The organism is Pseudomonas sp. NPDC089401 (assembly GCF_044749485.1).
Classification (GTDB): Bacteria; Pseudomonadota; Gammaproteobacteria; order Pseudomonadales; family Pseudomonadaceae; genus Aquipseudomonas.
In genome coordinates this window covers 88,318-111,043 of the sequence record NZ_JBIVIA010000009.1, presented here as the reverse complement: position 1 = coordinate 111,043, position 22,726 = coordinate 88,318, and the positions used below count along the sequence as shown (strand labels likewise).

Sequence of the window (22,726 nt, the reverse complement as noted above, 5' to 3'; positions counted from 1 at the left end):
GTCATGATTAAAAGCCCAAGGGGGCATTCTAAACGATTCATCACGGTACGTCGTGTCAGCTCAGTGCAGGGAGCCCACTAGCCCTTCTCTTTAAAGAATTCCTTTGACCGCTCGGAGCACTCAGTGAGCTGTTTCTCGATAGTCGGCATACCCCATTGCATGCCTTGGAACTTGAGCTTGTATTTGTCGCGCAGTGAACGAGAAATCAACAATGCCTCATAGCCGAAATGGCCCACCAGATCCGCATCAGCGTCTAGTGCTTCGTCGGTGTCTAGGTAGGCCTCCCATCTTGCTCGAATACCGTCTGCGCCCAAGCTGACATCGTTCTCAAGCCAGGCAATACGGCAGGCCAGTACACGATCAATTTTGGCAAGCTTCTCCGGCTCAATTTGAAGTTCGGGTTTAGCGCAACCAATGTCATGAGCGTGTTCAGCACCTCTAAGCTGGCTCCACCTGTCGTGGAATTCCCAGTAATTGTTGGCACACGCAACCGCTAAGGCATCCAGTCTGGTTATCAAGTGGATAGCGTCGATCTCTGCTTCTAGACGACGCTGGGCACTCCTCTGACGCCCCTCCTTGATCCAAGTGATTATCGAGCTAACCAAGGCGGCTACAACGCCGCTGCCGGCCGCAATCTTTAGCACGTCCATCAGCGCCAGCTGTTCCATCCATACCGCCTCAAGTGATCGGTTAATCTTGCTCATTCCGAAAACACTTAGCAATGAGCTAAGCGCTTGCTAGTCACTGCAGCATAACCACCAGCATATCCAGACTCATTGCAATCTAACATCACCACAAGCGAAATTCGGATCCAAATATATCTGGATTGGTCACTTGCTAACGGGTGGTGATGGGCAGGATTGGCGCTAACTCAATCACGGTGCGGCTGTTTAAGCCCAACCTGGATCCTGAGGATGGCCTCAGCCCCAAATATGGGCCCAGCGGCACTAAGAAATTGAAGGGGCAGGACTGGGAAGGTGGTGGGGCGGTGGAGCTTTCACAGGATCGCTCCCTGACGGGCGTAAACAGGAGATCGATCGCGCTGCTTGCACCGTGGTCTACGGAATCATGCGATCGCCTTACAAAGGTGGCTCCCTGGGAATCCCGTTTTTTTAGCAAAGTCAGCTTCATGGCCGCCTGTGACCGACTCAGGCGCACGGGTATGAAGATTGGTAAAGAGCTCATCGAAAAGCGTTCGCCGGCGGTAGCAGTCGCCGCCAAGAAGACAAAAGCTAGCCGTACTGCTCAAAAAAGACCGGCTGTAAAAAGGTCAGCGAAGGCATCCAAAGCCCCCTAAACAGGTCGCTGTCACGCTAGCGGACGCATGCCGCTAGCGTGACACCTGGCTCACTGATGGAATGTCACACTACCGGTTAATGGGATCCTACCGACGACCATATTGTTCGCTGCTGCCAGTCGATCCGCATAACCGAAAGAAATACCGAAGAGCATCTTCCATTGCGGATCGATACCGAGGGTAGCTCTCACAGTGTCCGCGTACATGCCTAGCAGTGTCTGCGGGATCCCAGCCAGGCCATGGGCAGTAAGTGACAAAAGGAAAGTCTGACCGTACATACCCATGTCGCTGGCAACCCGAACGCTATCTCCCAAAGGTGGCATGAATAACAACGCCACATGCGGAGCTCCAAAAAATTCCAGATTCAACTGCATCGCTTTATGACGTCCTGCGGCATCATCTCGGTCGACTTGGATGGCGTCATATCTCGCTTTGGCACTGGATTTGGCTCGGCCAGCGTAGAGCTCCGGATAATCAGACATGTCGAAGTAGTAGTCTGGCGAGAAGGCCCCTCTGGCATCCGCTTCGATCAGCGCTGCAGCGAGCTCATCGCGCTTACTGCCCGAAACCACATGAACCTGCCAAGGTTGCGTATTGCAGTTGGACGGTGCCTGCTGTGCATCGTCTAGCACAGCGGTGATCAGCCCTGGACTGACTGGCTCAGGTAAAAATTCACGCATGGAGCGACGGCTCCTGACGATCTGTCCGAACGCTTCTGCTTGCTGATGCATGATGACAAAGCCTTGATAGTTAACGAGGCCGTCAGTCTAGGAAGGTACCGGCGTGCGATAAATGGCCCTTCAGTCGTCTCTATTCTTACTGATAGTGGTTAATCATCTACTCAAGCGCCACGACAGCATCCTCGATAAATTTTCGGAGTTTGGCGCTTCTCTGTTTATCAGCCGGATAGATCAGGTGAACAGGCTTCGACGGGCCACGATAGTCGTCCAATACCTGGACAAGCTCACCGGATCGAATGCTATCGGACACGAGATCCTTCGCTGCCAGCAGGATCCCCATCCCGCATCGCGCAGCATTTAGCTGACCGGTGGGATCATTCACCTTCAATCGGCCACCCACCCGGACATGGAAGTCCTCATTATCTTTGGTGAAAAGCCACTGATCATTGATGACTCGATCCCAGTAGACGTAGCCAATGCAGTTGTGGCTTTCGAGATCCAAAGGGTGTAGCGGCACACCATTGCGTTCCAAATAGCTTGGTGAGGCGCAAGTGATCATTTGGTAACAACGCAGTGGACGCGCTACCAAGCTACTGCTTTCACCAATCCCAGTTTCTCCAATGCGAAAAGCCGCTTCGTACCCCTCCTCAATCACATTGACGGCTCTATCAGAAAGGTTCAGATCAACCTCTATACCTGGATAGCGCTCCATGAATCCAGATACGAACCTCATGAGGCTAAAAGCGCCATATTGATGAGGCGCGCTGATTCGAATACGACCCTGGGGTTCGGCATGTGCTTCAAGAACGAGTGCATCAGCCGCATCTGCAGCGGCCAGCGCTTCTTTGCAACGCTCGTAATAGAGCACACCGGCTTCAGTCAGGCTTTGCTTGCGTGTCGTACGGTTGATCAGCCTGATGTTAAGCCTCTCCTCAAGCGCTTGAATGTGTCGAGCAACCATTTGAGCAGACAGGCCGAGCTGTGCTGACGCGGCAGCAAAAGATCCAGACTGAGCGGTTGTGATGAAAACTTCCATCGAGCGTAATCGGTCGAGCATTTGTGCGAAGCGTCCTCTTAAAACCAGGCCTGAATGGCCGGCCGGCCAACCATGATTCTATCGCCACAGCTCCTAGGTCGAGCAAGTAGCCTGCCTGCTGTAAAGGCGCACCGTGCGATAGATGCCTAAGAACCCCGGTCTAGACGGTCAAGCGACAGCTTTTGGCAGTCCGCACTGATATGATGGCAGTCTGCCAACGTGCCGACCCCAATGGGAATCTAGATGGATCTAGTAGATACGCTTCGGAAAAAGATTGAGGCCTTGGGTGACCAGCACTGTGTACCAGGCCTGAGGGCGGTACTTCTGCACATCGTGACGGCATTCCGTCATCTGTCCCGAGGACAAGAGCATATCGACGATACGGCATTCACCGATGCCATCTATCGTACCAATCAGGCTTTTGAGGGCAGCGTCAAAGAGGCTTACAGGGTTCTAGCGGATAAAGACCCTGACAAGAAAAAGCCATATGAAATCGAGCAATACCTCGAGGAGCACGGCATCTTCAGGTCTCGAGTCCTCTCTCAGCTCACAATCTACCGCACGCATTGGCGTAACCCTTCGGCTCACGACTACCAGCTCAATTTCGACGAGAGCGAAGCGTTTTTGGCGATCATTTCCGTCTCCGCCTTCTCCTGCCTACTTCTGGATCAGATCACTGAGCGCCTGGCATTTATCGCCGGTCAAGCTGAGGCAAACCAGGAAGATCAAGCCGCGGCAGATCAAGTTGATTTAGCTCGCGAGAGGGGCATTTCGTATCTGATCGTCCAAATCCTCCTAAATTTTTTCGCGCACACCTCCGTGTCTGTCGATTCATTTCCTGCGGCACGCGAAGCTCAGATACTTGGGGCGATCACGGGATATGTAACCTCTGCCGCTCCCGATTTATCCGTCAGCACATACGAGGAAGCTATCCAAATCGGTGCTGATCTGCTGGTTAGCGACAGTCAGCACACTGTGGCAGTTGAGGTCACGATGAGCTCTCGGTTTGATCATGAAAATCTAGAAAGCTCGGTTCGTTACTTGGTCACCATCCTGCAGAAAGCACCACAGATCGATTCAGGAATTCTGGTGATCTGGTCACATGAGGAGCTGGTGCAGACGGAGCTCACCATCCCCACCCCGGGAGCCAGGATTACCGTTCTCGCGCCAAAGCGCTTCAAAATTCCCGTTGATTTGGTCGCGCGAAATCGAATGGCTCGCCACTCAGAACAAATTGCAATGGTTTAAATGGAACGGTCAGCTGGCGATAAGCGCTAGCCCAATCCTGAGCGTTTATTAAATGTACAACTGCGCACGCGTCACCTCACCCTCGGGAACCACCGGGGGCCTGATGTAGGGCGTGAACAGGCTCAAGGAGATTGTATGAACACCGATGGACAGAACCCAGGGTTGGATCTTCACGTTCCAGATGAAACGTACGAAGCGCCCGAGCAGGAAGAGAAGCCCGCAGTAGAAGCGTCCAAAGGCGACGCTGAAGGCTTGTATCGCTTGATAAACATCCACCTTGTCGACTCGCTGTCACGTGGTCGGGTTCAGACCATGGGAATTGATGGGGGCATGGCACTGACTGGGCGGAACGGCCGAGGGAAGACCTCCCTACTCTCCCTGGCTCTGTTGTTCGTCGGTGTTGAGCCTCGTGATGTGGTATCCCAAGGAAAAGACTCGTTTATCGACTACTACCTTCCGAATCAGACCTCATACCTTGTCTATGAGTACGAGCGTCCAGATGGCACACGCCGACTCGTAGTCGTGCTCAGTAATTCAACTGCCGACAAGATCCGATTCAGATTCGTAAACAGCCATTTCCGTCGCGAGATGTTTGTCACAGAAGACGGTCAGTTTGTGCTGAACAAGGAGTTTCGTCAGCGTCTGATTCACCTGAAAATCCAGCATGCGGAGAAGCTAGTAGATACCTACACAGACTACAGAGCGATCATCCAAGGATGGCAGCCGCCGCATGTGGATCAGACACATAGGCGTTATCTGTTAGGGATGTCAGATGTGTACGGTTTTACCACCTACAACCGGCCACTGCGTCACCTCGAAAAGCTCACCAAAGGGATGTTCTCCCGCAAAGCCAATTTCGATGACCTTCAGCAGGTCGTGGCTGATTGGGTCTTCGAAGGGAAGCCTTCCGCGGGCATTCATACTGAGCGTAAGCGGGTTGAAACCTGGCCTCGAGATTACAGCGCTTACCAAAGCATCATGAGAATCACCCCTCTCGTGGACGTGGCAAGGATTCAGCGTAGTGAGCTTGAGGCGGCAGAGGATGGCATGCGGGAGATCAAAGAGAAGTTTATTCACCTCAAAGACCACCTCCACTCGAGCAAAACACAGCGTCAGAGCGAGCAATCCCGCAAGCAAACGTACCTAGAGGAAGAGCAGGTTACGCATGATGAGACCTCTAAGACACTGACCAGGTCTATTGAAACAGCTCGAGCCGAGATCGAAGCATGTGATCGTGGCCTCCAGAACATCGAGGCCAGTCGTCTCGACTATGAGGCCAAGGACGTTGAGTCTAAGCGGGCACAAGCAGCACAGCGTGAGCTATTCACTGACGAGCTGCGAAGCATTGACGCCCAGCTCGAGCTCGCTCTCGGAGCCGCGACCGGGATTAAGGCCAAGTACGACAAGCAGATCAACGAAGAGGAACGTCGCCACAACGAGTTCTGCAATGTGGCTATGGAAAAAATCAACCGGCTCAGGGATGCCGAGCATGAGAGCCGGGATAAGCTCGAGGCTGCTTATAAAGAGGCCTCCGAGGTGCTCACCGACTCGTCCGCTGACGAGCTCGACCATCTCTCAAAAGAGAAAGACCGCAATCATGGTGAGTTAGCGCGAGCCCAGGAGCGTGTCGAGAATCCTCCTTTCGACACGGCTGTGAAAAATGCCATCGATGCGAAAAATGGTGAGCTCCGGAACGCCAACAGATCAATCTCAACTGCTCACACCAATGTCATCGATCGCCAGCGGGATGTTGATGGACTGCAATCCTCATCCTCGAGACATGATGAGACAATCGAAGCTCTGCGACTTTCGATTTCCCAGCAGCACACCCTGATCGAAGAGATCAAACGGGCTCATACTCCTGACCAGGATAGCCTTCTGGCTTTCCTTCGAACCAATCGCTCGGATTGGGCAAAAGACATCGCGAAGGTCATCAACCCTGAGCTTCTTCACCGTCACGATCTTCACCCCCAGCTCACTGCAATGGGCGAAAGCCTGTACGGCGTCTTCCTCGACCTTGACTTCGTCGACCCAGTTGACGAGGCAGATGAGTCGAAGCTCAACGAGCGACTTGAGGAAGCCAGCCGAGTCCTGGAAGCATTCGAATCTCAGCTCGAGCGGGCCATTGGGCAACAACTGGAAATCCGGCAGTCCCTGAAGACGGCTAACGAAGAACTCTCGCTAGCCCGTTCCGCACTGACAAAATCGAAATCAGCTGCACAGACGCTGGAGAGAGAAGTTGACCAGCTGAACGAGAAGCTTGAGAAGAAGCTCAACGACGCTCGACAACTTGCCCGAGAGCATTTGGCCGAATGCCAACGCCTCCTGAACCATGCTGTGCAGGCACATGCAGATTTCACTCAGAGGCTAGCGGACAAGCATCAGGCCCTTGTCCTCCAACGGGATCGCGGCATTGCCGAGGCCTCAGAGCTTCTCAAGGCTGAAGTCCGCGAAATTCAAGCTAGCGTTGAGGGCCACAAAGAGACTTGCGACGCCAGCACGAAATTCCTGAGAGAGCAACTGAACAAGGAGCTCGCTGGTGAAGGCGCAGATCTCAACGTCATCTCGGCCCTCGAGGCAAGGCAGACTGCGCTAAATCAAACCCTCGCAGATATTAACTCTTGGAGCGAGCTCCTCGCTCAGTGGCACATCTGGAAGCAACAGGTGCTCCCTGAAATCCCCGTGCTTCAGGCCAAAAGATCCCAAAGACAACTAGACCTAGAGAATGACAACGTTCGTCTGGCTGAAGCTGAGAGTGCGTGGAACCGAAAACGGGAACAAGTGCTCGCTGCAATCACGGAATGCCGTTCCGCGATCGCTGGCTTTGACAGCCAGTTGCTCATCGTCGGCAATTGCCTAGACGACCGCCTAATCGCGTTCGAACCGACTAGCCGGCATGAGGCATATGACGCAGCCTGGGAAGCTCACATCCTGCGCGCGACGATGACCACATTGCTGCAGCAAATCAAGGAAGCCCAGAATCAGCTTCGGAATCTTACCGGAAGAATGCGCACCGCTTTTCATGAAGTGGCTCAAGCGGCTCCCTCTACCTATTTCCACGATCGCCTCTTCAATCTCCAGACGGAGACCGGTGATGAGGTCGATGCTCGCATGATGCTGCGAGTGGTAGAGGACTGGTTTGCAACTGAGCATGATAAGAGCCGGCGTCTGCTGGTTGCGGATGCCAAGACTATCTTTGGCGAAATTCAAGGCCTGCATCGAGAGCTGCAGACCTTCAACAAAAAGCTCACAAGCTTCAACACCGCGCTGCAAGACCACCTTGAACACAGCTCGGCGGTGTTCGATAACCTTTCAGAACTCAAGATCTCGATTTATTCAGGTGTCGAGGAGCTCGATTACTGGTCTGTGATAACCAAAATCACTAATGATCGTGAGGAATGGACTCAAGAGGACGCCTTACCAGGCGCCGATGCTGTGGCTCACCTAAGCGCCCTCCTCGCTCTTTGGGACTCCAAGCGCGGCATCAGTGCCCAATTCAAATCGCTGGTCAGCATCCGTGGTTCGGTGCGCGAGCAGGGCAATTTCCGCCAATTCCGTAATCGTACCGAGCTTGAAAATATCTCGTCGAACGGGCTGAGCTACCTGGTGTTGATCATCCTATTCCTCGGTTTCATCGGGAAGGTGCGGGGTAACGCCCCTGTCCAGCTGACCTGGTGCGTGGATGAACTCAAGGCGATTGATGCAGAGAACATCGTCTCTCTCTGCAACTACCTCGGCCAGAATCGGATTACCCTCTGCACCGCATTTCCTGATCCAGATGCTGAAACGCTGATGCTGTTTGAGCACAAGTACAAATTGGATGCCGAACGACGTTTGGTGCACTGCGAGCTAGCCATTGAAGGGGAAGCGATCGAAGACGGTGAGCTCGAGCTTGCCTGGGAGGACGGCGAATGAGCACCTTTGGACGAGTCGTGACCGCACTCATGCAGGGTGGTTTTGTCTGCGAGATCACCGACTATGACGGTCATCAGTTCCTGGCGAATCCAGTTCACCATAACGATGTTGACCAGTACCTCAGGCGGATCGATCTCAGGTTAACGACAACCCGGGAAGGTGGGGCATTCTTTGCCGCCCATGCAGACATCGATGTGGAGGGGAAGAAGGATGCGAAGAAGCGCTTCGCTGAAGTCAAGAATGTCCTGCGCCCCATGGTCTCTTTTCTTGAGTTGGTGATGCGTATCAGTGGAGATGACGACTCCGTTGCCGCGGGCCAGATTCTGAATCTGAACCAGATGATGGCCAGGATCTCTGACAACCCCAGTCTGTATCTTCAGCTCCGTCAGACCACGATCGACATCAACACCAAGGACGGATCCGATCGTGAGCGCCTAAATAAAATTGTTAGACGCTTTCAGAACGACGGGTACCTACTGCTCGTCAATCAAGAGTCAGAGATCTATATGTTCACGGGTCGTATCGAATGGCTAATGGAGGCTATCGAGTACCTGATGCTGCATGACGAGATCTCGGAGGAGGACAACGAGTACGATAAGCGAGCCGAGTCATGAGTACGCTCGAAGAATCCGTGATGAGACACCTGGAGCTGCTGCATAAAAGCCGCGAACTAATTGCCCAGATGTACTCTGCAGGCTACGTCACCCGGGACGATGAGAATGCCCGGATGCTAACGAAGCTGCAGCAAATCAGAGCGGTGCGAATCAACGCCTCGGTAGAAAACTCATACCGCCTTTCGCCTACCCTGAACCGCCTGCTGAACGAGGCAACCCACCGAGCCCGTAACTACGACATCTCAGCGGACTTTGGCGAGCAAATGGCACGTCTCGTCAAGCTGATGGACGATTACTCGGACGCCTGCCTACAGAATCGCTTCGATGACTCCCTGTTGATCCAAGGTGACATCGACGCAACCTTGTACGAGATGGCGGAGGCCATGAATGACTTCCTCTTGCACGTGCGTACTGCCGCCGAGAACAATTTCGGCAATGTCAGCACCTACAAGGAAAAGGAAAAACAAACCGAGCACTACCTCAACCAGCTTGAGCGCATTCTCAAGGCGCTGAGCATGTTTGACGGTGAGGCAATCCTGGACGAGCTCGTCCATCCAGAACGCGAGAGCCTTGACGCTCTGTACCAGAGCCACATTCTCGACAAGCTGTCGGAGTGGCGCTCCAGGACAGTTGATATCATTCAGGTACTCAAGACCTACCTTTACAAGATCAGGATTATTGCGCCTCGCGCTAGGCGCATCCGAGCACTGCAGCTCTATCTTCAGAAGCATCCTGAGTACGAAGTACGCTCCCCTGATGAGTATCCTACGATCCCAGAGTGGGCATACCATCACGAACCTTTGAAGATTCAGCTTGTGCCTGACCTGGGTAATCAAGACGTGCGCGATGCGCTCGTCGATGTCGCTAAGAGCATCGAAAAGGCAGTCACCGTAGCGGTCAAAACCAGAAAAGCCGGCACCCCAATTGATGAGGTACCTCCGAAGGCTGCATTAATCAAGGGCTCGCCACTCGTGGTGGTGAGTCAGCGCTTGCTCAACGAGGCAGCCAAGTCCCCTACCCAGATCTCGGCCGCAGCGTATTTCATTCAGGCGGAGGAGACCAAGGTCTTGGATCAAGAGTCTTGCATGATGTGCTTCCTGACCTTGATAGAAAAACAAATCAACGCTAACGCCAAAATCATCAGGCGAGTGTCCATGCAGCATTTGGCTAAAAATGAGGACGACAAGCTCAGCGGAAACGTGATCATCGAGGATGTTTTGCTATGCCAACGCTAGCTCTCACCAAAAAGCTCCTTTCTATCTGCCAGTCTGGTGAGCAGGACTTCCGGCCTAGCAAACTGCTTGATGCGTTCTGTGACGATTACGGTGTCGGCCAGCGTGTGGGATCTCTCTGGAGATTCAGCCAGGGCGACAAGGACAAGGTGGCGATTTACCTGATCAACGTGGCCAAGGTCGATCCTAACCAATCACTTAATGCTTGGGATGGCGAGTCTAGACATGGTGCCCTGCAGAAAGGCGGCGATGAGAAATTTGCCACTAAACGCCTCCGAGGTAAGCGAGTCGCAGTCAAAACCCTCCCGGGCCGACCTTTGCTTTTGGGCTCAACCCCAATCCATCTCCCGACCGGCGCCTGTCTGGATCTCGATCGGCATTTTGTGGCTGAGAGCTGTGGCCACGACAGTGTCCTGCTTGTTGAGAATTGGGAGAGTTTTGAGCTCACCCACCAGACGCCACTGCTTGAGCACTTGCCGGGCAATCCACTGGTAGTTTTTCGAGGTGCGCCTGGCAGCTACAAAACCGACAGTAGCAAGGCGTTGCTGGCTGAATTGAACCTGCCGGTGATTGCTTTTACCGACTATGACCCGGAGGGCCTTTGCATCGCGGCCACCCTCCCCGGCTTTTCCCGGTACTTGGCGCCATCGGACGAAATCCTCAAGAAGCTTATGGGCGAGATCAACACCGAACGGCGGTACCAGATGCAGGTGGTTGGAAAGCTGGCCTTCCTCGACGGTCTGACTGATCCCGACCTCGTGAGAGTCTATGAGATCGTTCGCAAGGCAGGTAAGGCACTGCCGCAGGAAAAACTGATCGGACTTAAATTGCCTTGACCTCCGTGTGCCCCTGAAAGTTTGACGATCGCGAACATCAGGGTCGCAGATGCCTTCACCTCTCCCCACGAGGGGAATAACGCCTGACAATCATGGCAAAACAGCGCCTCCCGTTAGGCGCTCTTCCGTCCAACATGAATCGAGACTCGTAACCGTCCGGTAAAGACACCTACCAAACCAGGCAGAAATTGCGTACTGACTAGCAGCAACGCAAAATGGGGTACCCCATCGACGCGGAAGCTTTATCCAGCTACGAAGCAACGATCTGTCATCGTTCGCTACCGTTTGATAGGCTCCTTTGACCCAACGCAAAGATTCGAGCCAAATGCTGGAAGAGCTACGTAGAATCGACCTCAATCTGCTACTGACCCTCCATGCCCTGTTGCTGGAGCGACATGTGACTCGTGCGTCGGTTCGGCTGCACAAGAGCCAGCCAGCCGTCAGTCATGCGCTGGCCCAGCTCCGGGCGCACTTCGACGACCAGCTGCTGATTCGTCGCGATGGCCAGTTGGTACTGACCGCTAGAGCGCAAAGCTTGTTGGCCCCGCTTGAGCAGGCCCTGAGGCACCTCAACGATCTCTTAGGAGCTTCAGAATTCGATCCAGGGAAATCGCAAGCGAGGTTCCGGCTGTCTCTGTCGGACTATGCCACGCGACGTGTACTTCCAAGCTTGGTGCGTCATGTCCGAAGCGTAGCGCCGGGAGTGGATCTGGCCGTCAGCCAGGCGAGCCGTGAGACTATGATGGCACAGCTGGCTGATGGTGAACTCGATGTAGCCCTCGGTATCTTTCCGGAGTATCCCGAAGGCATCCAGGTGCAAGAGTTGTTTCCAGAACGCTTTGTGAGTCTCGCCGATAAAAGCGCGCTCCCAGAATGCGGACAGCTCACATTCGAGGAATGGCTAAACCGTCCTCATGTGATGCTAGCCCTGCGTCCTGACGCTAATGACGAGATCGAAAGAGTTCTTGCCAACCTGGGTGTCCGGCGAAGAATCGCCGTTGCGCTTCCTCACTGGAGCGCTGCAATCGAACTGATAGCAGGTACAGATCTCATTTTGACGGTAGCGAGTTGGGCTGTGAGCGGGCTCGACAGATATCCGACACTACGAACATTCGAGGCCCCTCTGGATCTCCCCGTCCTGTCATATCAGCAAGCCTGGCACGTGCGTAAAGAGGCAGATCCCGCGAATCAATGGCTTCGAAAAGCGATCCTGGATTGCAGTCAGAGCACCTGACTATGGCTCATGCTGTTCCTGGTTGTGCCGGGCCTTTAAGCTCAATTTGATTCCCGTCCGGATCGAAGCAGTAGATCGAGGGGCCGACACCTTGTGCTCCATAGCGAGTTACCGCGTTATCGGCAGCGATGCCGTGCCCCTCCAAGTGAGTAAGGATCGCATCCTCATCAAAGGGCTCGACGCGAAGACAGAAATGATCGACGTTGCGACGCTCCTTCCCTGGCGCACCGCCGCCCATCGCACCGAGTGGGCCATGGATATCTACCAGATCAATCATCGAATTCCCCGCCGCGAGATGGATCATCTCGTATTCTTCATTTCGCTTCTTGATCGAGCATCCCAACACCTCTATGTAGAATTCTAGACTTCGCTCCATGTCTTCAACGCGCAGAACAACGTGGTCAATGTGTTGAACTTTGAAAATAGACACTGGGTTGCTCCTCAGGCAGAAAGCGCCCCCGTACCTTCGGTGCGAGGGCGGGTACAACGTGATTAGTTGATCTTGTCGAACAGGGTGGGCATGTCGCCGGAGAAATCCACCCAGGGATTGGTGTTCAACAGTTGCGCGTTGGGAGCTGTTGGCTCGTCGTAGTGGATGTCGAACTCCTCGGGGCCATGAGCATACGCCACGACCAGCCCTTGCTTGGCATCCATGTAACCGGCGTGGATGCCCATGCCTGGATAACTCAAGCGGATCGCTGTTTCCTCACTCGCCGGGCCTACTGTGAGCCGTACTACGACACTGTCCGGGAGCGCGAACATCCAGGTGAACGGCCCACCCGAAACGACTGTCATCACCTCATCGATACCTACGCCGTTTTGAGCCATGTTCACGTGGAAGCGACCGAAAGTTTCCAGCACTGTGGCGCGGTAATCGTCAGGGATGGCCAACATGTCGTAAACCTTTGGGTAAGGAGCGACATTGGGTTGGCGGGTGCTGAGCAGGCCGCCCCGTGGCGTTTCAGGTACTCGGCCAGCCAGTTCAATCTGTTCCAGAAGCTCTGCGCGGTTCAGGCTGAAGAGCTTGATCAGTTCTTTTTGCTCGGCTTCGGTTACAGTCCGCGACTGTGATGCCTTCAGGATTGGCTTGGCAGCGTCAGGGATATCGACAGTGCTGGCACGAACACCTACGGTTCGGAGTACAGCATTTACGTCTTCCAGGCCTACAGCATTTGGACGGCCATCGCTGAATTGCAATTTTACGATGTTCATAGCGCTTCTCCAGTTTTACGGAAATAGGGTGCTGAACCATTGTTCAAACGCACCGTGCGGTGGACGATTCGGCGAACCGCATCGACCTGAATAAAAAAGGCTGGCCACAAGGGAGCGACAACCAGCCGAAAGGGAGGATCTGTTACTTGAGGGCTGCGGTCACGGGGTGCGATGCTGTGTTGGTCAACACCGACGCAGGCGCTCTGTTTGAGCCTATCTGAACCACAATCAGGCCAAACAGAACGATGAGTACCCCGACCAGCCGAATGACGTTGATGGGCTTCACTGCTAGGCCCAGGAGACCGAAGTGGTCGATGAGCATGGCGGCAATCACCTGGCCCACCATGACGAATAAGATGTAGTTCGAAGCACCCAGCTTAGGTGGCAGGAAGGTGGCCATCGCGACATACACCGCGCCGCTGAATCCGCCAATCCACAGCCACCAAGGGCCTCGTAAAGCTTCTGCGATACTCGGCTGAGGTATGCGAAGTACAGCGATGGTCGCTATCAGCACCGCTGAGCTGACGATCAGCGAAGTAAGCGCCGCCCAGAGTGGATGACCTAACTCGCGGCCCAGTGCGCCATTGCTTGAGGCTTGGAGCGGAATCAGTGCTCCGGCGAGTAATGCCAAGCCCATCGGAGCCAATGCGAGTATCGAAATCTTCCCAAACATAACCGCACCTCTCGTGTCTCGGTTTGGATGAGATCGATGTTGATGTATATGGCCTATGAATGGAAATCGATAGTTCGCACGTCGCACATTCGCTTGGCGAATGATTTCTGGAGTTATCCGTCCTTGGTCAAGCAAACCCATTTATGCGGAAGAAGCTGTGATATTGCTGTTGCTCGCTGCGTCGGCATCCGCGTCGGCGAGCCGTTTAGGTGCAGCCTTCAGCGGGACAAATGCCGGCAGCGAAGGTGTTGCGGTATGGTCTCGATAGAGCGGCAGCCATTTGCGGATGACGTTGGCATTGATGCCGTGGCTGATGGCGACACTGGACACCGTTGCGCCAGATTGCAGGCATTCTTGAACGACTTGGGCTTTGAATGGTTTTGGATAAGAGGTTCGTTGGCGCATGGAAATCCTGGCGATAAGGGTGATCGCGTCCGCTAAAAAATACGCGGACACCATCACCCTTAATGCTGGAGTTCGGAAGGTGAGTTCGCCGGACGCTTACCGAGACTCAGCAATGGCAGCACAGGAACACGTCGATCTTCTGGTAGTTCTTCACTCACATCCAGGACAGGAGCAAGAGCTCAATCAGGTCTTAGAAAATTTACGAGATGCCAGTGTCGCGGAACCTGGATGCGTCCACTACCGCCTCGGCCAATCCAGCTCCAATCCCACAGTGATCTTTATCCAGGAACGTTGGGTCGATGCAGCGGCCTTGCGTGATCATGAGACCACTTCGCATTTCTTGTCTGGAGTAGCGAAAATTCAGCCGCTGTGCTCCGTCGTTCAAATCCACAATGTGGACTGGAAGTGACGTAAGCCGCGCCAGACCACTCGCCATGGCTCATGCAGCCCTGGCGAGCAGTCCAGGCATCATTTCACTTGTTCGCAGAATTGACGAACTCTCCCCACGAGCACCTCATCAACTGAGGCTGGCGCCCCAGAATGTGGTCGTCGTTCCGGTGCTACCGCACATCAATGTGGTGACCACAGCAATCGCTTGGCGCACTGACAATGCAAATCCCTTGGTCGAAGCTCTGGTTGGCCAGGCGACCAACCAGATCTCAAACTCCAGCACCGCTGCACATGCAAATCAGCATCGGCCCCGATGCGGGAGCTGTCAGAGGTTCGCCCAGAGGTCGAAGGACACTCGCTCTTCGGCCACGCCAAAGCGCACCAGGTCTGCCCTACTCTTTTCAAACGTCTCGGGCTTCCTCAATGCAATGATCCATCGCACATCCCTGTCTCGAAGCCCGCTTATCAAGGCCTCGAAGTAGGCTTTATCTACATCACCCAATCCATGGCCTAGCACGCGAACCTCAGTAACGGAATCGAGCCCTTGGAAAAACGACTCGTTATCCTTGATGATTTTTTCGGACGGCTTAAACGTCTTATCAAAGTAAGAATCCAGCTCATCCATAGCCTTAGCAATTCGATGGTCGTAGCTGTCAGGGTCTTCGTCTTCCTGGTTCAGCGACGTTCGATGCTGCGCTTCCCACGCATGCCCGAGGATGAGTTCATCGCCCTCCTCCTCCGAACCATGGATGTACAGCACTCGCTCAGGATCAATGCCATAGACCTCTGTCAGCGTATTGGTGTAGTTGAACGTCAGATAGAACGCTTCTGGATCAAGCGTATTGAGTCGACCAGGAGCGTCGCGGGCCTCAGAAATTGGAAGTGAACTGACCCACTGGCTGAAGAGCTCCTGCAATGAGGACGAGAGACCAGTCGCTACACGCCCAATCTCATATTGGAAATCATGGTGACCTGAATCGCTCCAGTCATCAGCCCCAGGCGACCCCAAAAACTGGGTACGTTCGTCTACGATGTTGTCCGTATCAAGGTGAGCAAGTGCCCCCTCCAGATCCCCCCAAAGATCGCCCGCAGGAATGTATTCCTCCACCCATTCGAAAATCTCAGGGTCGTGCGCCCTGACGAATTCTTTGAAAGCGCCGTAGCTGGAAGGAACTCCATGGTGGAGATCGAAACCATTGCCAATCACGTAGAGCGTCTTTGCATCCATTCGTTAAGCTACCTGTTGCGAGGAAACGCAAACATATCAGCCATGCGTTTTCCTTCAAGCGCTTTGGCGGCAAAAAGCTATACATGCATCCTCCACTACCCCTGCCTTAGGTGCCGTGTCACATTGCACACGCCCGTACCGGTAAGTCCTCACCCTCCTAGGATTCAAGGAACATCTAATTGAACTCGAAAGCCCTTACCGTTCGCGAAGTGACTCAGGTGATTCGTGAGGCTGCATCCGGGTTGCGTCCATTGCGCAAAGCAAGCTCCCCGTGGAGTGCAACTGCCCTGGTAGGGGTAACGACTGTCGACATCGATGGGTGGGTGATCACCATATCGCGCGAGGACGAGAAGCTCTTCCGATGTGGCAGCTGCTACAGCCCAGATGGCAGAAGCTACGACTTCCAATCTCCACTCAACCAAGACACTGATCCCTTCGTTCTGCTGACTCCAGTCGAGTTGGAGCAGCTCAAGGAACGCCTATCTGACGTTAAGGCTGGCAATCACTAGCACTGGCTGAACGATAGCTCTGAGCCGTCCTCTGGTGAGAGATTCGGCGTCACCTCTCACTGTTCACTGCTACATCGCTAATTGCCTACCTCTGGCCAGCGATAATTCAAGCCTTATCGTCCAGATTCAAAAGGGTTGTGGTCGCTCGTCCTCCAGTCAGCGACCATTTGAGTCTTCCTTTATCAAGCCTACCCAACTTCTAAGTAAACATCATCTACGAGACTCAGACGCCATACCCGAATCACCATCAAAAATCTAGCTCTGACTGACCACTCCGAAGCTTTCCAACTGAAGGAACTTGGAACCGAAAACATCCGTGGGAATCTTACGCTTGAGCAACCCAAAAAAGTTTTCATCATGAGTAGAAATGATAATTTGCTTGTCAAAGCGAGCTGATACATTCCGAAGCAAATCAATCGTCGCAAGAACATTGATGGAGTCCATTGATTGAATAGGATCATCAATCAAAATCACATCAAGAGGGGCACCATTTTTATCTTTTGCGTGCAAAGCATTGGCGAGGAACACACTTAGACTCAGGATATTCAACTGGGCAGAACTAAAGTAAAGCATTGGAGAAATCACATCCCCGCGCTCATCTTGCAAAACAATATTAAGACCTGGCTTGTCAGTAATATTGAAATCGGCTACAAACTGCACCGTCTTGAAAGATGGATGCGGATCAATCTTGCTGTAAATAGCATTAATCAAGTCAGTGAAGAAAAATGCTTCGACTCTTTCTCTCAACTTTGACATTACAATTTCGCGTTCAGCAGTTAGGCGTTCCTCAACCATTGCATGCTGGGCTAGATCATGCTCAACCTCTTTGAGCCTATCGCGCAACCTTAGACTTTCAAAATACGGCTTAAACGTTTTCAACAGCTCGCCAAGCAAATCAAGGGACTGAATTTTTTTATCCAGCTCAAAGGATGATTTTTCAATGCTCTGAATAGCGCCATGTATTTCAACACTCGCGACGTCAAAATTTGAGATTAGGTCTTTACCAACCAAGGAACTTAAATTTTGCATAAACCCATTGACAACGGATTGCGTGGCATTGAGTTGTCGTGCTGCAGAGTTTTTGGCCGATTCCAATAGCGCGAAATCAACCCAACTGCCCTCCGCGGTCATTATGTCCTGGAGCTCCCTGCACTCAACGAGTAACTTTTCCATTTTTTCAGAAAGCTCACTCAGCTTGCCTACAAGGGTAATTTTCCTCTGAGTACAGTGCTGGCTCAGCTCATCAAAATTAAGTACAGCTTCCTGAGACGCAAATTGCTTGACGCTATTGTAGTCAGGCTTTGAAACGACTCCTTCAATGGAGTTTTTCAAGCTACTGATCTTGAAATCTAGTTCTTGAATTTTGGCTCGCAACACAGAAGCACTACTTTCAGCTGCGGCCAACTGCTGAACCCATATAGGTCTGTTTGCTGACATGGCTGTGAGCTCAGCCTCAACTCTGCGATGCAATTCTTGCGAGTTTACTCCCCAGACTCTTGGCTGAAGAGCTTGGATAGTTTGTTCAGCGGCATTAATATTTGCTGCAAGCAACCCTTTTTGATTGTCGCCCTCAGTGATCTTTGCGCTTAACTCATTAAGCTTGCTACGTAAAACCGCCACTCTTTCTGCATGCTTGTTCTTCGCGAACGTAACATTTGCCTCGATCTGATCAGAGAGCTTATTGATGCGAAGTGCTAAGCCCTCCAGCTCTTGAGCATTTTGCCTAGCAACTTGAGACAGAAGGTCATTATTTTTGACTGCCGACCTCAGGTCTTCTGGCGACTGATGACGAAGTCTGCAGAGCGGGCACGTATCGCTAGGCCATTTTGTGAGATAGGAAATCCCCTCTGAAACAAGCCTCTGCACTGCCTCCATCTGCTGAGACAGTGCCGCCTGCGTAGTTTTTATTCTCTCCTCATGTAGCCGTAAAGCTGATAGCTCCTCATGCGCAGCGTGAGTTTTCAAGATGAAGTCATCTGGCAGGTTGAGATAACTCGTATCTCCACGCAACAATAAATCAACAGTGACTTGAATTGGATAGATCTTCTCAAGGTCAGAGCTGACTTTATTTCTTTCTGCTGTAATCAACTGAACAGAAGTAAACTTGCTGTTTAGATCCGATTTTAATGCCACCAATCCTGCTTCATGCGAGGCGATTTCCGAGTATACTGCCGGGCTATTCGCCAGCATTGATCGCAGGCCAGCTTCCCGCTGGTCTGCTTCAGCACCAGAGCTTCTGAAATGCGCAATGGACGCTTCTGTGGTTTTTAGCTCGGCGGATGCCTGGGCCTTCTGCGCATTTAAATTAGGTAGTTCAGCAGCAGATTCTGCCCGAAGCTTTTCATCTGTTAAAAAAGAAGGAATTTGCGCAGCTATTAGATCCAGCTTCTGGATGTCTGCATTTGCAGCCTGCCAGTCAGCAAGAAACCGACTATGTGCGGCAGCCAATGCATTGTAATTTACTGAGTCCTGAACAGCTTTTGACGTATGCGCTAGGTAGGATTTCTCACTTACTACAGATTCAAGATTAGTTTTTAACTCTGGCAATCGAGATAATTGATCGATCAGTGCGCCGCGTCGTTGTTTTAGAGCAATCTGATTTGCATTCAACGAATGGGTTCGCGTCACAAGCGATGAGAGAATTTGGTGCTCGGCTTGAGCATTGAAGTTCTCATCGACTAGCGAAATACTTTCACCCTCATCATTAAGGTCTCTAGCTAGTTTGTTGTACTCCTCGAAAATACTATCATCTACAGGGTCTTTGAGGTGTTGCTCAATTTCGCCTCGCTCAGATTGAAGAGCATCTATTTGTAGCTTGTTTTCCATTAAAAGCGTTGTAAGCTCTTGGCGGACTTCTTCTGTCTCGCCACCGAAAAAGCCCATGAACAAGTCATAACGCTCTTGGGGTTTCGCTTCGCGAAGGAAACGATCAATGGCATCTTGCGAGAGAATGATTCTTTTGTAGAGGTCTACATCTTCATTTTTTTTGTTTTTACCTGAGGGAAACTTTAAGTCAGCCGAATTTGAATTCGGCTTTTTCAACACCCGTTCAAACTTAGCAACCGTGGTAAAGACAGCTACCTGAGTAGGTACATCATCAGAGACTTCCTTGTTGCGAAGGATTTTCTGAGCAACCTTAGACATCTTGGTGCCTTTGGCGGCGATAGCATTATTCTTTTTATTGTGCTCCCCCGTGTATCTTTCAAGATTATCAGTAAAAGCCCATTCCACAGCGTCGTAAAATGAGCTTTTACCAAAACCATTAGGTGCATAGATAGCTACAAAATTCGAAGGTTTTTCACCATCAATTGTAAAGTCGAATGTCCCATCCTTCTTCAGCTGATAGGCGCGAAAACCCTCGATTTCAACCTTTGTTATTTTCATCGTTTGACAAGAACTCGATTAATTTGTTGATCATCGCGCCTCGCTCTTCTTTCGCTGCGCTTGTGGTCGCTGATGGGGCGCCCTTCACAAACGAGGCGATTGAAATATCTGCGCCTTCCTTGGTGCTTTCCGAGACGACTTTAAGCCTGAGGTCAGTCCCGAGCAATTCGACATTTACCATTTCCTCGACTGCCTGAGAGTCTGGCAGTACACCAAGCCCGTCCAGGATAATTTTTCTGGCGGCGTAACGATCGTTCTGAATCACGTATTTTTCTTTGACGTCGAGCTTGTCAGCGCATAGCAAAACTAGGTAAATGTTCCACTTAGCATACCTGCCTTCAGGTTTGAATTTCACGGACACGATGCTTTGTATCGCCTGCCAAGAATTCACCAGATCATTTGCTGACTGAAGCCAGCAAACAATACAATTAAGAAACGCTTCATCCGAGGCATACAACTCAAACCTTGCCCCTTCAAACTCAGTTGCAAGATAGCTCAAATCTTGCAGTTTATTTGATAACTTCATTGTAAAAATCTCTGAACAGAGGCAGCTGGTCACTTGCTGAGGCGGCGCCGTATACGCGATGCTTCTTCAAAACATACTCATTTCGCAACCCTTTCATATGAGTAACGGTATATGTCCTGTAGACCTCGCTATGTACGTCATCAATTTTTCGCATTGCTCCAATTTTTGGGGTGGATGCAATATCGTCAATCACATCTTCCAAATCATCTTCATCTGGAAGATGAGGAGCCTCTTCTTGAGGTGAATTGATAATCATGACGCCATGTTCGTCTAGCGCTAATCGCGCCGCCTTTAGCATCTCCGACAGATGCCTGATCCAATGTGCGTTGCTGCTGGAATATACGAATCGACGTCGACTTTCCAATCCACTCAAGTAGTCCGCGTCTACATTGTCCGGCTCATCAATAAGTACACAGACAATAACAAACTCAAAGTAGGCGACCCACAAGTCTCTATCTAGCACGGCCCCATGAGGCTCATGACCAACTAAAAGTTTTTTCTGGTGCTTCAGCATGAAATCATGTGGTGGCGGAAGACCAGCATCTACTAGAGCTTGCGCATACTCACGTAGCTTGTTGTTCAGCCGTAGCACATTTTCAGGCCTGGCGGCATTGAAATGAAAAATATCGTCTTTCAATTGAGAAAAACACTTCATGAAGCTAGGAGCTATAAATGCAAGGCTGTGCGCAGCCAATATGCTTTCATATGGCTTGAGCGAAGTGCAACGAATCCGACCCCATCGATGATTCTCATCCTCGTCGTCCATGCGGTACTCAATGCCTATTAAGTAGGGATAGCCGTTGTAAACATGGTATATCCCCCCTCCCGACATGCCAGCGATAGCCTCCTGCTGAGGCCCATTGTCGAGATTGCATACTATCAGGTCGTCATTAACGCTATTGAGTTGGCCCGTGTAGATCTTATACGGCGTTGCAGTACCCGTATTTGTGTTTGGATATCCTACAAATGAGACTGCAGCGGAAGCACTGATCTCACCTATCCAAGGGCGCTGATTAACGTCCGCCTGGAATTCGACTTGTAGTATTGCACAGTCCAAGGTTGGATGCTGGAATGGGCCGTTCAAAACACGGAGCGGAATACCATTACGCGCCACCTGATTTGCGGCGCCTACAACATGCGTGGCGGTGAATACATAAGTGTATTCTTGAGAGAGCGCGCCTACGAGAACACCGCTCCCTCCGTTAACTTTAACGGCATAGGAGACAATCAATTCATCAGACGTCATAATCAAACTCAATCTGGCTGATCACTTCGAAGCGCTTGGCGTAATCAATACGTTCCTTCGGAAGCAGTATTGACTCAGCGATTTTAGGGTAATTAAAACAAATCAACCCATCTCCTGCCGCGAGGATTCTCGCCACAGTTCTTTTGTTAGGGAGACCATGCTTGGATCCATTGGTAGAAATTACATAGCGGTCAGCTGATACAATTTTTAGAAAATCCATACTGGTATTGTATTCGCTGCCGTGATGTGAAACCTTCAACAAGCTCAATTGAAGTTTATTAGCTTCATCGAACTGCAAACGTCTCAAACCATCTAAAACGCTAGCGTCATGAGCATCACCCAGGAACAACATGGCGTGCCCATTGGCCTCAAGCATGAATGCAATTGAACTCCCATTAGCGATGGAGGTATCACTTACAAAATTATCTTCGGCCCATAGCTTCTCGAAACTAATGGAGTAGTCGGTCTCATCTGCTGACGTATCAGGAGATGATTTCTCTTCCGGCCATACACAAAGTAGCTTTTGAAGTTGTTTTTCAGTTGGCGATAAGATGGTGAATGTAAACGGGCCTAGAACGATTTTTTGCCCAGCAATAATCAAAGGGCCACGATCAATGTCAAGATCTTTCAATAGCTGATCAAACTTTTTTCCTTGCCGCACGCTTGTATTGGGCGAGCCATCAGCAAGGTAGATGTCATTCTCTGGAATCTCAGGAGAGTTGAAATGATCGGTAATAAGTTTAGATGTATTAAACCAAATAGATTTAATCATCTCACCGTAGCCAGGCGCTTTAAACGCTCGGAGAAATCCACCAATATGATCGTCATCAATATGAGTAAGTATCACTAAATCAAGATGCTGATTCTTGGCTTTCAACTCGTCGAGGACTTTGCATAGATCGCCTTTGATACGCTCTTGGGGGCCGTATCTGAAAGCGCCTCCATTTCCGCCGTCAATAAGAAGGTTAAACGTTTCATCAGGCCCGTCATGAGAGACTAGGATGCTGTCTCCGTGGTTTGCCTGCAAAACGCGTACGCGAATGCCCATTCAACCTTCCTTT

The 22,726-nt window shown here is 51.6% G+C and carries 19 protein-coding genes; 7 read left to right on the top strand and 12 right to left on the bottom strand.

The window, feature by feature from the left end:
* Positions 1 to 77 precede the first annotated feature (77 nt).
* The 3 genes from ACIP21_RS20245 to ACIP21_RS20235 all read right to left on the bottom strand — a co-directional run bounded on the left by ACIP21_RS20245 (position 78) and on the right by ACIP21_RS20235 (position 3,013).
* Positions 78 to 704 carry a hypothetical protein gene (locus ACIP21_RS20245; RefSeq protein ID WP_400691161.1) on the bottom strand — a complete coding sequence of 209 codons (627 nt, stop codon included), beginning with the start codon at positions 702 to 704 and terminating at the stop codon, positions 78 to 80.
* A gap of 643 nt (positions 705 to 1,347) precedes the next feature.
* Positions 1,348 to 2,028: a nitroreductase gene (locus ACIP21_RS20240; protein WP_400691158.1), complete on the bottom strand. Its 681-nt coding sequence runs from the start codon at positions 2,026 to 2,028 to the stop codon at positions 1,348 to 1,350.
* Positions 2,029 to 2,134: 106 nt separating this feature from the next.
* Positions 2,135 to 3,013, bottom strand: a complete 879-nt coding sequence (locus ACIP21_RS20235; RefSeq protein WP_400691155.1) for a LysR substrate-binding domain-containing protein — start codon at positions 3,011 to 3,013, stop codon at positions 2,135 to 2,137.
* Positions 3,014 to 3,256: 243 nt separating this feature from the next.
* Between ACIP21_RS20235 and ACIP21_RS20230 the strand changes: the two genes are divergently transcribed.
* From ACIP21_RS20230 to ACIP21_RS20205, 6 genes are all read left to right on the top strand, one after another.
* A complete protein-coding gene (locus ACIP21_RS20230; RefSeq protein WP_400691152.1) occupies positions 3,257 to 4,261 on the top strand; it encodes a hypothetical protein in 1,005 nt (334 codons plus the stop codon).
* Between the two features lie 135 nt (positions 4,262 to 4,396).
* A complete protein-coding gene (locus ACIP21_RS20225; protein ID WP_400691150.1) occupies positions 4,397 to 8,176 on the top strand; it encodes an ATP-binding protein in 3,780 nt (1,259 codons plus the stop codon).
* Positions 8,173 to 8,790 carry a condensin complex protein MksE gene (locus tag ACIP21_RS20220; RefSeq protein WP_400691147.1) on the top strand — a complete coding sequence of 206 codons (618 nt, stop codon included), beginning with the start codon at positions 8,173 to 8,175 and terminating at the stop codon, positions 8,788 to 8,790. The genes ACIP21_RS20225 and ACIP21_RS20220 overlap by 4 nt, the downstream gene beginning before the upstream one ends.
* Entirely contained in the window at positions 8,787 to 10,025 is a 1,239-nt protein-coding gene (locus tag ACIP21_RS20215) for a hypothetical protein (RefSeq protein ID WP_400691145.1), read from the top strand. The genes ACIP21_RS20220 and ACIP21_RS20215 overlap by 4 nt, the downstream gene beginning before the upstream one ends.
* Positions 10,013 to 10,858, top strand: a complete 846-nt coding sequence (locus tag ACIP21_RS20210; protein ID WP_400691142.1) for a hypothetical protein — start codon at positions 10,013 to 10,015, stop codon at positions 10,856 to 10,858. Before ACIP21_RS20215 ends, ACIP21_RS20210 begins: the two co-directional genes overlap by 13 nt.
* Positions 10,859 to 11,186: 328 nt before the next feature.
* Positions 11,187 to 12,092, top strand: coding sequence for a LysR substrate-binding domain-containing protein (locus ACIP21_RS20205; protein ID WP_391137303.1), 906 nt, complete (start codon positions 11,187 to 11,189; stop codon positions 12,090 to 12,092).
* Between the two features lie 7 nt (positions 12,093 to 12,099).
* Here ACIP21_RS20205 and ACIP21_RS20200 read toward each other — a convergent pair whose 3' ends face one another.
* The 4 genes from ACIP21_RS20200 to tnpA all read right to left on the bottom strand — a co-directional run bounded on the left by ACIP21_RS20200 (position 12,100) and on the right by tnpA (position 14,382).
* The gene (locus ACIP21_RS20200) at positions 12,100 to 12,522 is read right to left on the bottom strand and encodes a VOC family protein (protein WP_391137251.1); all 423 of its coding nucleotides are present in this window, start codon (positions 12,520 to 12,522) and stop codon (positions 12,100 to 12,102) included.
* 62 nt (positions 12,523 to 12,584) lie between these two features.
* Entirely contained in the window at positions 12,585 to 13,304 is a 720-nt protein-coding gene (locus tag ACIP21_RS20195) for a hypothetical protein (RefSeq protein WP_400691139.1), read from the bottom strand.
* Between the two features lie 142 nt (positions 13,305 to 13,446).
* Positions 13,447 to 13,977 carry a DMT family transporter gene (locus tag ACIP21_RS20190; RefSeq protein WP_391137254.1) on the bottom strand — a complete coding sequence of 177 codons (531 nt, stop codon included), beginning with the start codon at positions 13,975 to 13,977 and terminating at the stop codon, positions 13,447 to 13,449.
* Positions 13,978 to 14,118: 141 nt separating this feature from the next.
* Positions 14,119 to 14,382 carry an IS66-like element accessory protein TnpA gene (tnpA, locus tag ACIP21_RS20185; RefSeq protein ID WP_391125975.1) on the bottom strand — a complete coding sequence of 88 codons (264 nt, stop codon included), beginning with the start codon at positions 14,380 to 14,382 and terminating at the stop codon, positions 14,119 to 14,121.
* On the opposite strand from tnpA, the gene ACIP21_RS20180 reads away from it, so the two are divergent.
* On the top strand, positions 14,381 to 14,791 hold the full coding sequence (locus ACIP21_RS20180; RefSeq protein ID WP_400691136.1) for a putative quinol monooxygenase: 411 nt from the start codon (positions 14,381 to 14,383) through the stop codon (positions 14,789 to 14,791). The genes tnpA and ACIP21_RS20180 overlap by 2 nt on opposite strands.
* A gap of 306 nt (positions 14,792 to 15,097) precedes the next feature.
* Here the strand turns inward: ACIP21_RS20180 and ACIP21_RS20175 are convergent, their stop codons facing one another.
* The 5 genes from ACIP21_RS20175 to ACIP21_RS20155 all read right to left on the bottom strand — a co-directional run bounded on the left by ACIP21_RS20175 (position 15,098) and on the right by ACIP21_RS20155 (position 22,713).
* Complete coding sequence (locus tag ACIP21_RS20175; protein WP_400691134.1) at positions 15,098 to 16,000, bottom strand: bacteriophage abortive infection AbiH family protein; 903 nt, start codon at positions 15,998 to 16,000, stop codon at positions 15,098 to 15,100.
* 764 nt (positions 16,001 to 16,764) lie between these two features.
* The gene (locus ACIP21_RS20170; RefSeq protein WP_400691131.1) at positions 16,765 to 19,893 is read right to left on the bottom strand and encodes an AAA family ATPase; all 3,129 of its coding nucleotides are present in this window, start codon (positions 19,891 to 19,893) and stop codon (positions 16,765 to 16,767) included.
* On the bottom strand, positions 19,874 to 20,419 hold the full coding sequence (locus ACIP21_RS20165; protein WP_400691128.1) for an ABC-three component system middle component 1: 546 nt from the start codon (positions 20,417 to 20,419) through the stop codon (positions 19,874 to 19,876). The genes ACIP21_RS20170 and ACIP21_RS20165 overlap by 20 nt, the downstream gene beginning before the upstream one ends.
* A complete protein-coding gene (locus ACIP21_RS20160) occupies positions 20,403 to 21,665 on the bottom strand; it encodes an ABC-three component system protein (RefSeq protein WP_400691125.1) in 1,263 nt (420 codons plus the stop codon). Before ACIP21_RS20160 ends, ACIP21_RS20165 begins: the two co-directional genes overlap by 17 nt.
* Entirely contained in the window at positions 21,655 to 22,713 is a 1,059-nt protein-coding gene (locus ACIP21_RS20155; protein ID WP_400691123.1) for a ComEC/Rec2 family competence protein, read from the bottom strand. The genes ACIP21_RS20160 and ACIP21_RS20155 overlap by 11 nt, the downstream gene beginning before the upstream one ends.
* Positions 22,714 to 22,726 lie beyond the last annotated feature (13 nt).

Excerpts from the sequence above, each read along its gene's own strand:
- ACIP21_RS20230 (WP_400691152.1), top strand. The coding sequence starts at position 3,257 with ATGGATCTAGTAGATACGCTTCGGAAAAAGATTGAGGCCTTGGGTGAC.
- ACIP21_RS20155 (WP_400691123.1), bottom strand. The coding sequence starts at position 22,713 with ATGGGCATTCGCGTACGCGTTTTGCAGGCAAACCACGGAGACAGCATC.
- ACIP21_RS20210 (WP_400691142.1), top strand. The coding sequence starts at position 10,013 with ATGCCAACGCTAGCTCTCACCAAAAAGCTCCTTTCTATCTGCCAGTCT.
- ACIP21_RS20170 (WP_400691131.1), bottom strand. The coding sequence starts at position 19,893 with ATGAAAATAACAAAGGTTGAAATCGAGGGTTTTCGCGCCTATCAGCTG.
- ACIP21_RS20190 (WP_391137254.1), bottom strand. The coding sequence starts at position 13,977 with ATGTTTGGGAAGATTTCGATACTCGCATTGGCTCCGATGGGCTTGGCA.
- ACIP21_RS20245 (WP_400691161.1), bottom strand. The coding sequence starts at position 704 with ATGAGCAAGATTAACCGATCACTTGAGGCGGTATGGATGGAACAGCTG.
- ACIP21_RS20165 (WP_400691128.1), bottom strand. The coding sequence starts at position 20,419 with ATGAAGTTATCAAATAAACTGCAAGATTTGAGCTATCTTGCAACTGAG.
- ACIP21_RS20175 (WP_400691134.1), bottom strand. The coding sequence starts at position 16,000 with ATGGATGCAAAGACGCTCTACGTGATTGGCAATGGTTTCGATCTCCAC.
- ACIP21_RS20240 (WP_400691158.1), bottom strand. The coding sequence starts at position 2,028 with ATGCATCAGCAAGCAGAAGCGTTCGGACAGATCGTCAGGAGCCGTCGC.
- ACIP21_RS20220 (WP_400691147.1), top strand. The coding sequence starts at position 8,173 with ATGAGCACCTTTGGACGAGTCGTGACCGCACTCATGCAGGGTGGTTTT.
- ACIP21_RS20195 (WP_400691139.1), bottom strand. The coding sequence starts at position 13,304 with ATGAACATCGTAAAATTGCAATTCAGCGATGGCCGTCCAAATGCTGTA.
- ACIP21_RS20160 (WP_400691125.1), bottom strand. The coding sequence starts at position 21,665 with ATGACGTCTGATGAATTGATTGTCTCCTATGCCGTTAAAGTTAACGGA.
- ACIP21_RS20215 (WP_400691145.1), top strand. The coding sequence starts at position 8,787 with ATGAGTACGCTCGAAGAATCCGTGATGAGACACCTGGAGCTGCTGCAT.
- ACIP21_RS20235 (WP_400691155.1), bottom strand. The coding sequence starts at position 3,013 with ATGGAAGTTTTCATCACAACCGCTCAGTCTGGATCTTTTGCTGCCGCG.
- ACIP21_RS20180 (WP_400691136.1), top strand. The coding sequence starts at position 14,381 with ATGGAAATCCTGGCGATAAGGGTGATCGCGTCCGCTAAAAAATACGCG.
- ACIP21_RS20225 (WP_400691150.1), top strand. The coding sequence starts at position 4,397 with ATGAACACCGATGGACAGAACCCAGGGTTGGATCTTCACGTTCCAGAT.
- tnpA (WP_391125975.1), bottom strand. The coding sequence starts at position 14,382 with ATGCGCCAACGAACCTCTTATCCAAAACCATTCAAAGCCCAAGTCGTT.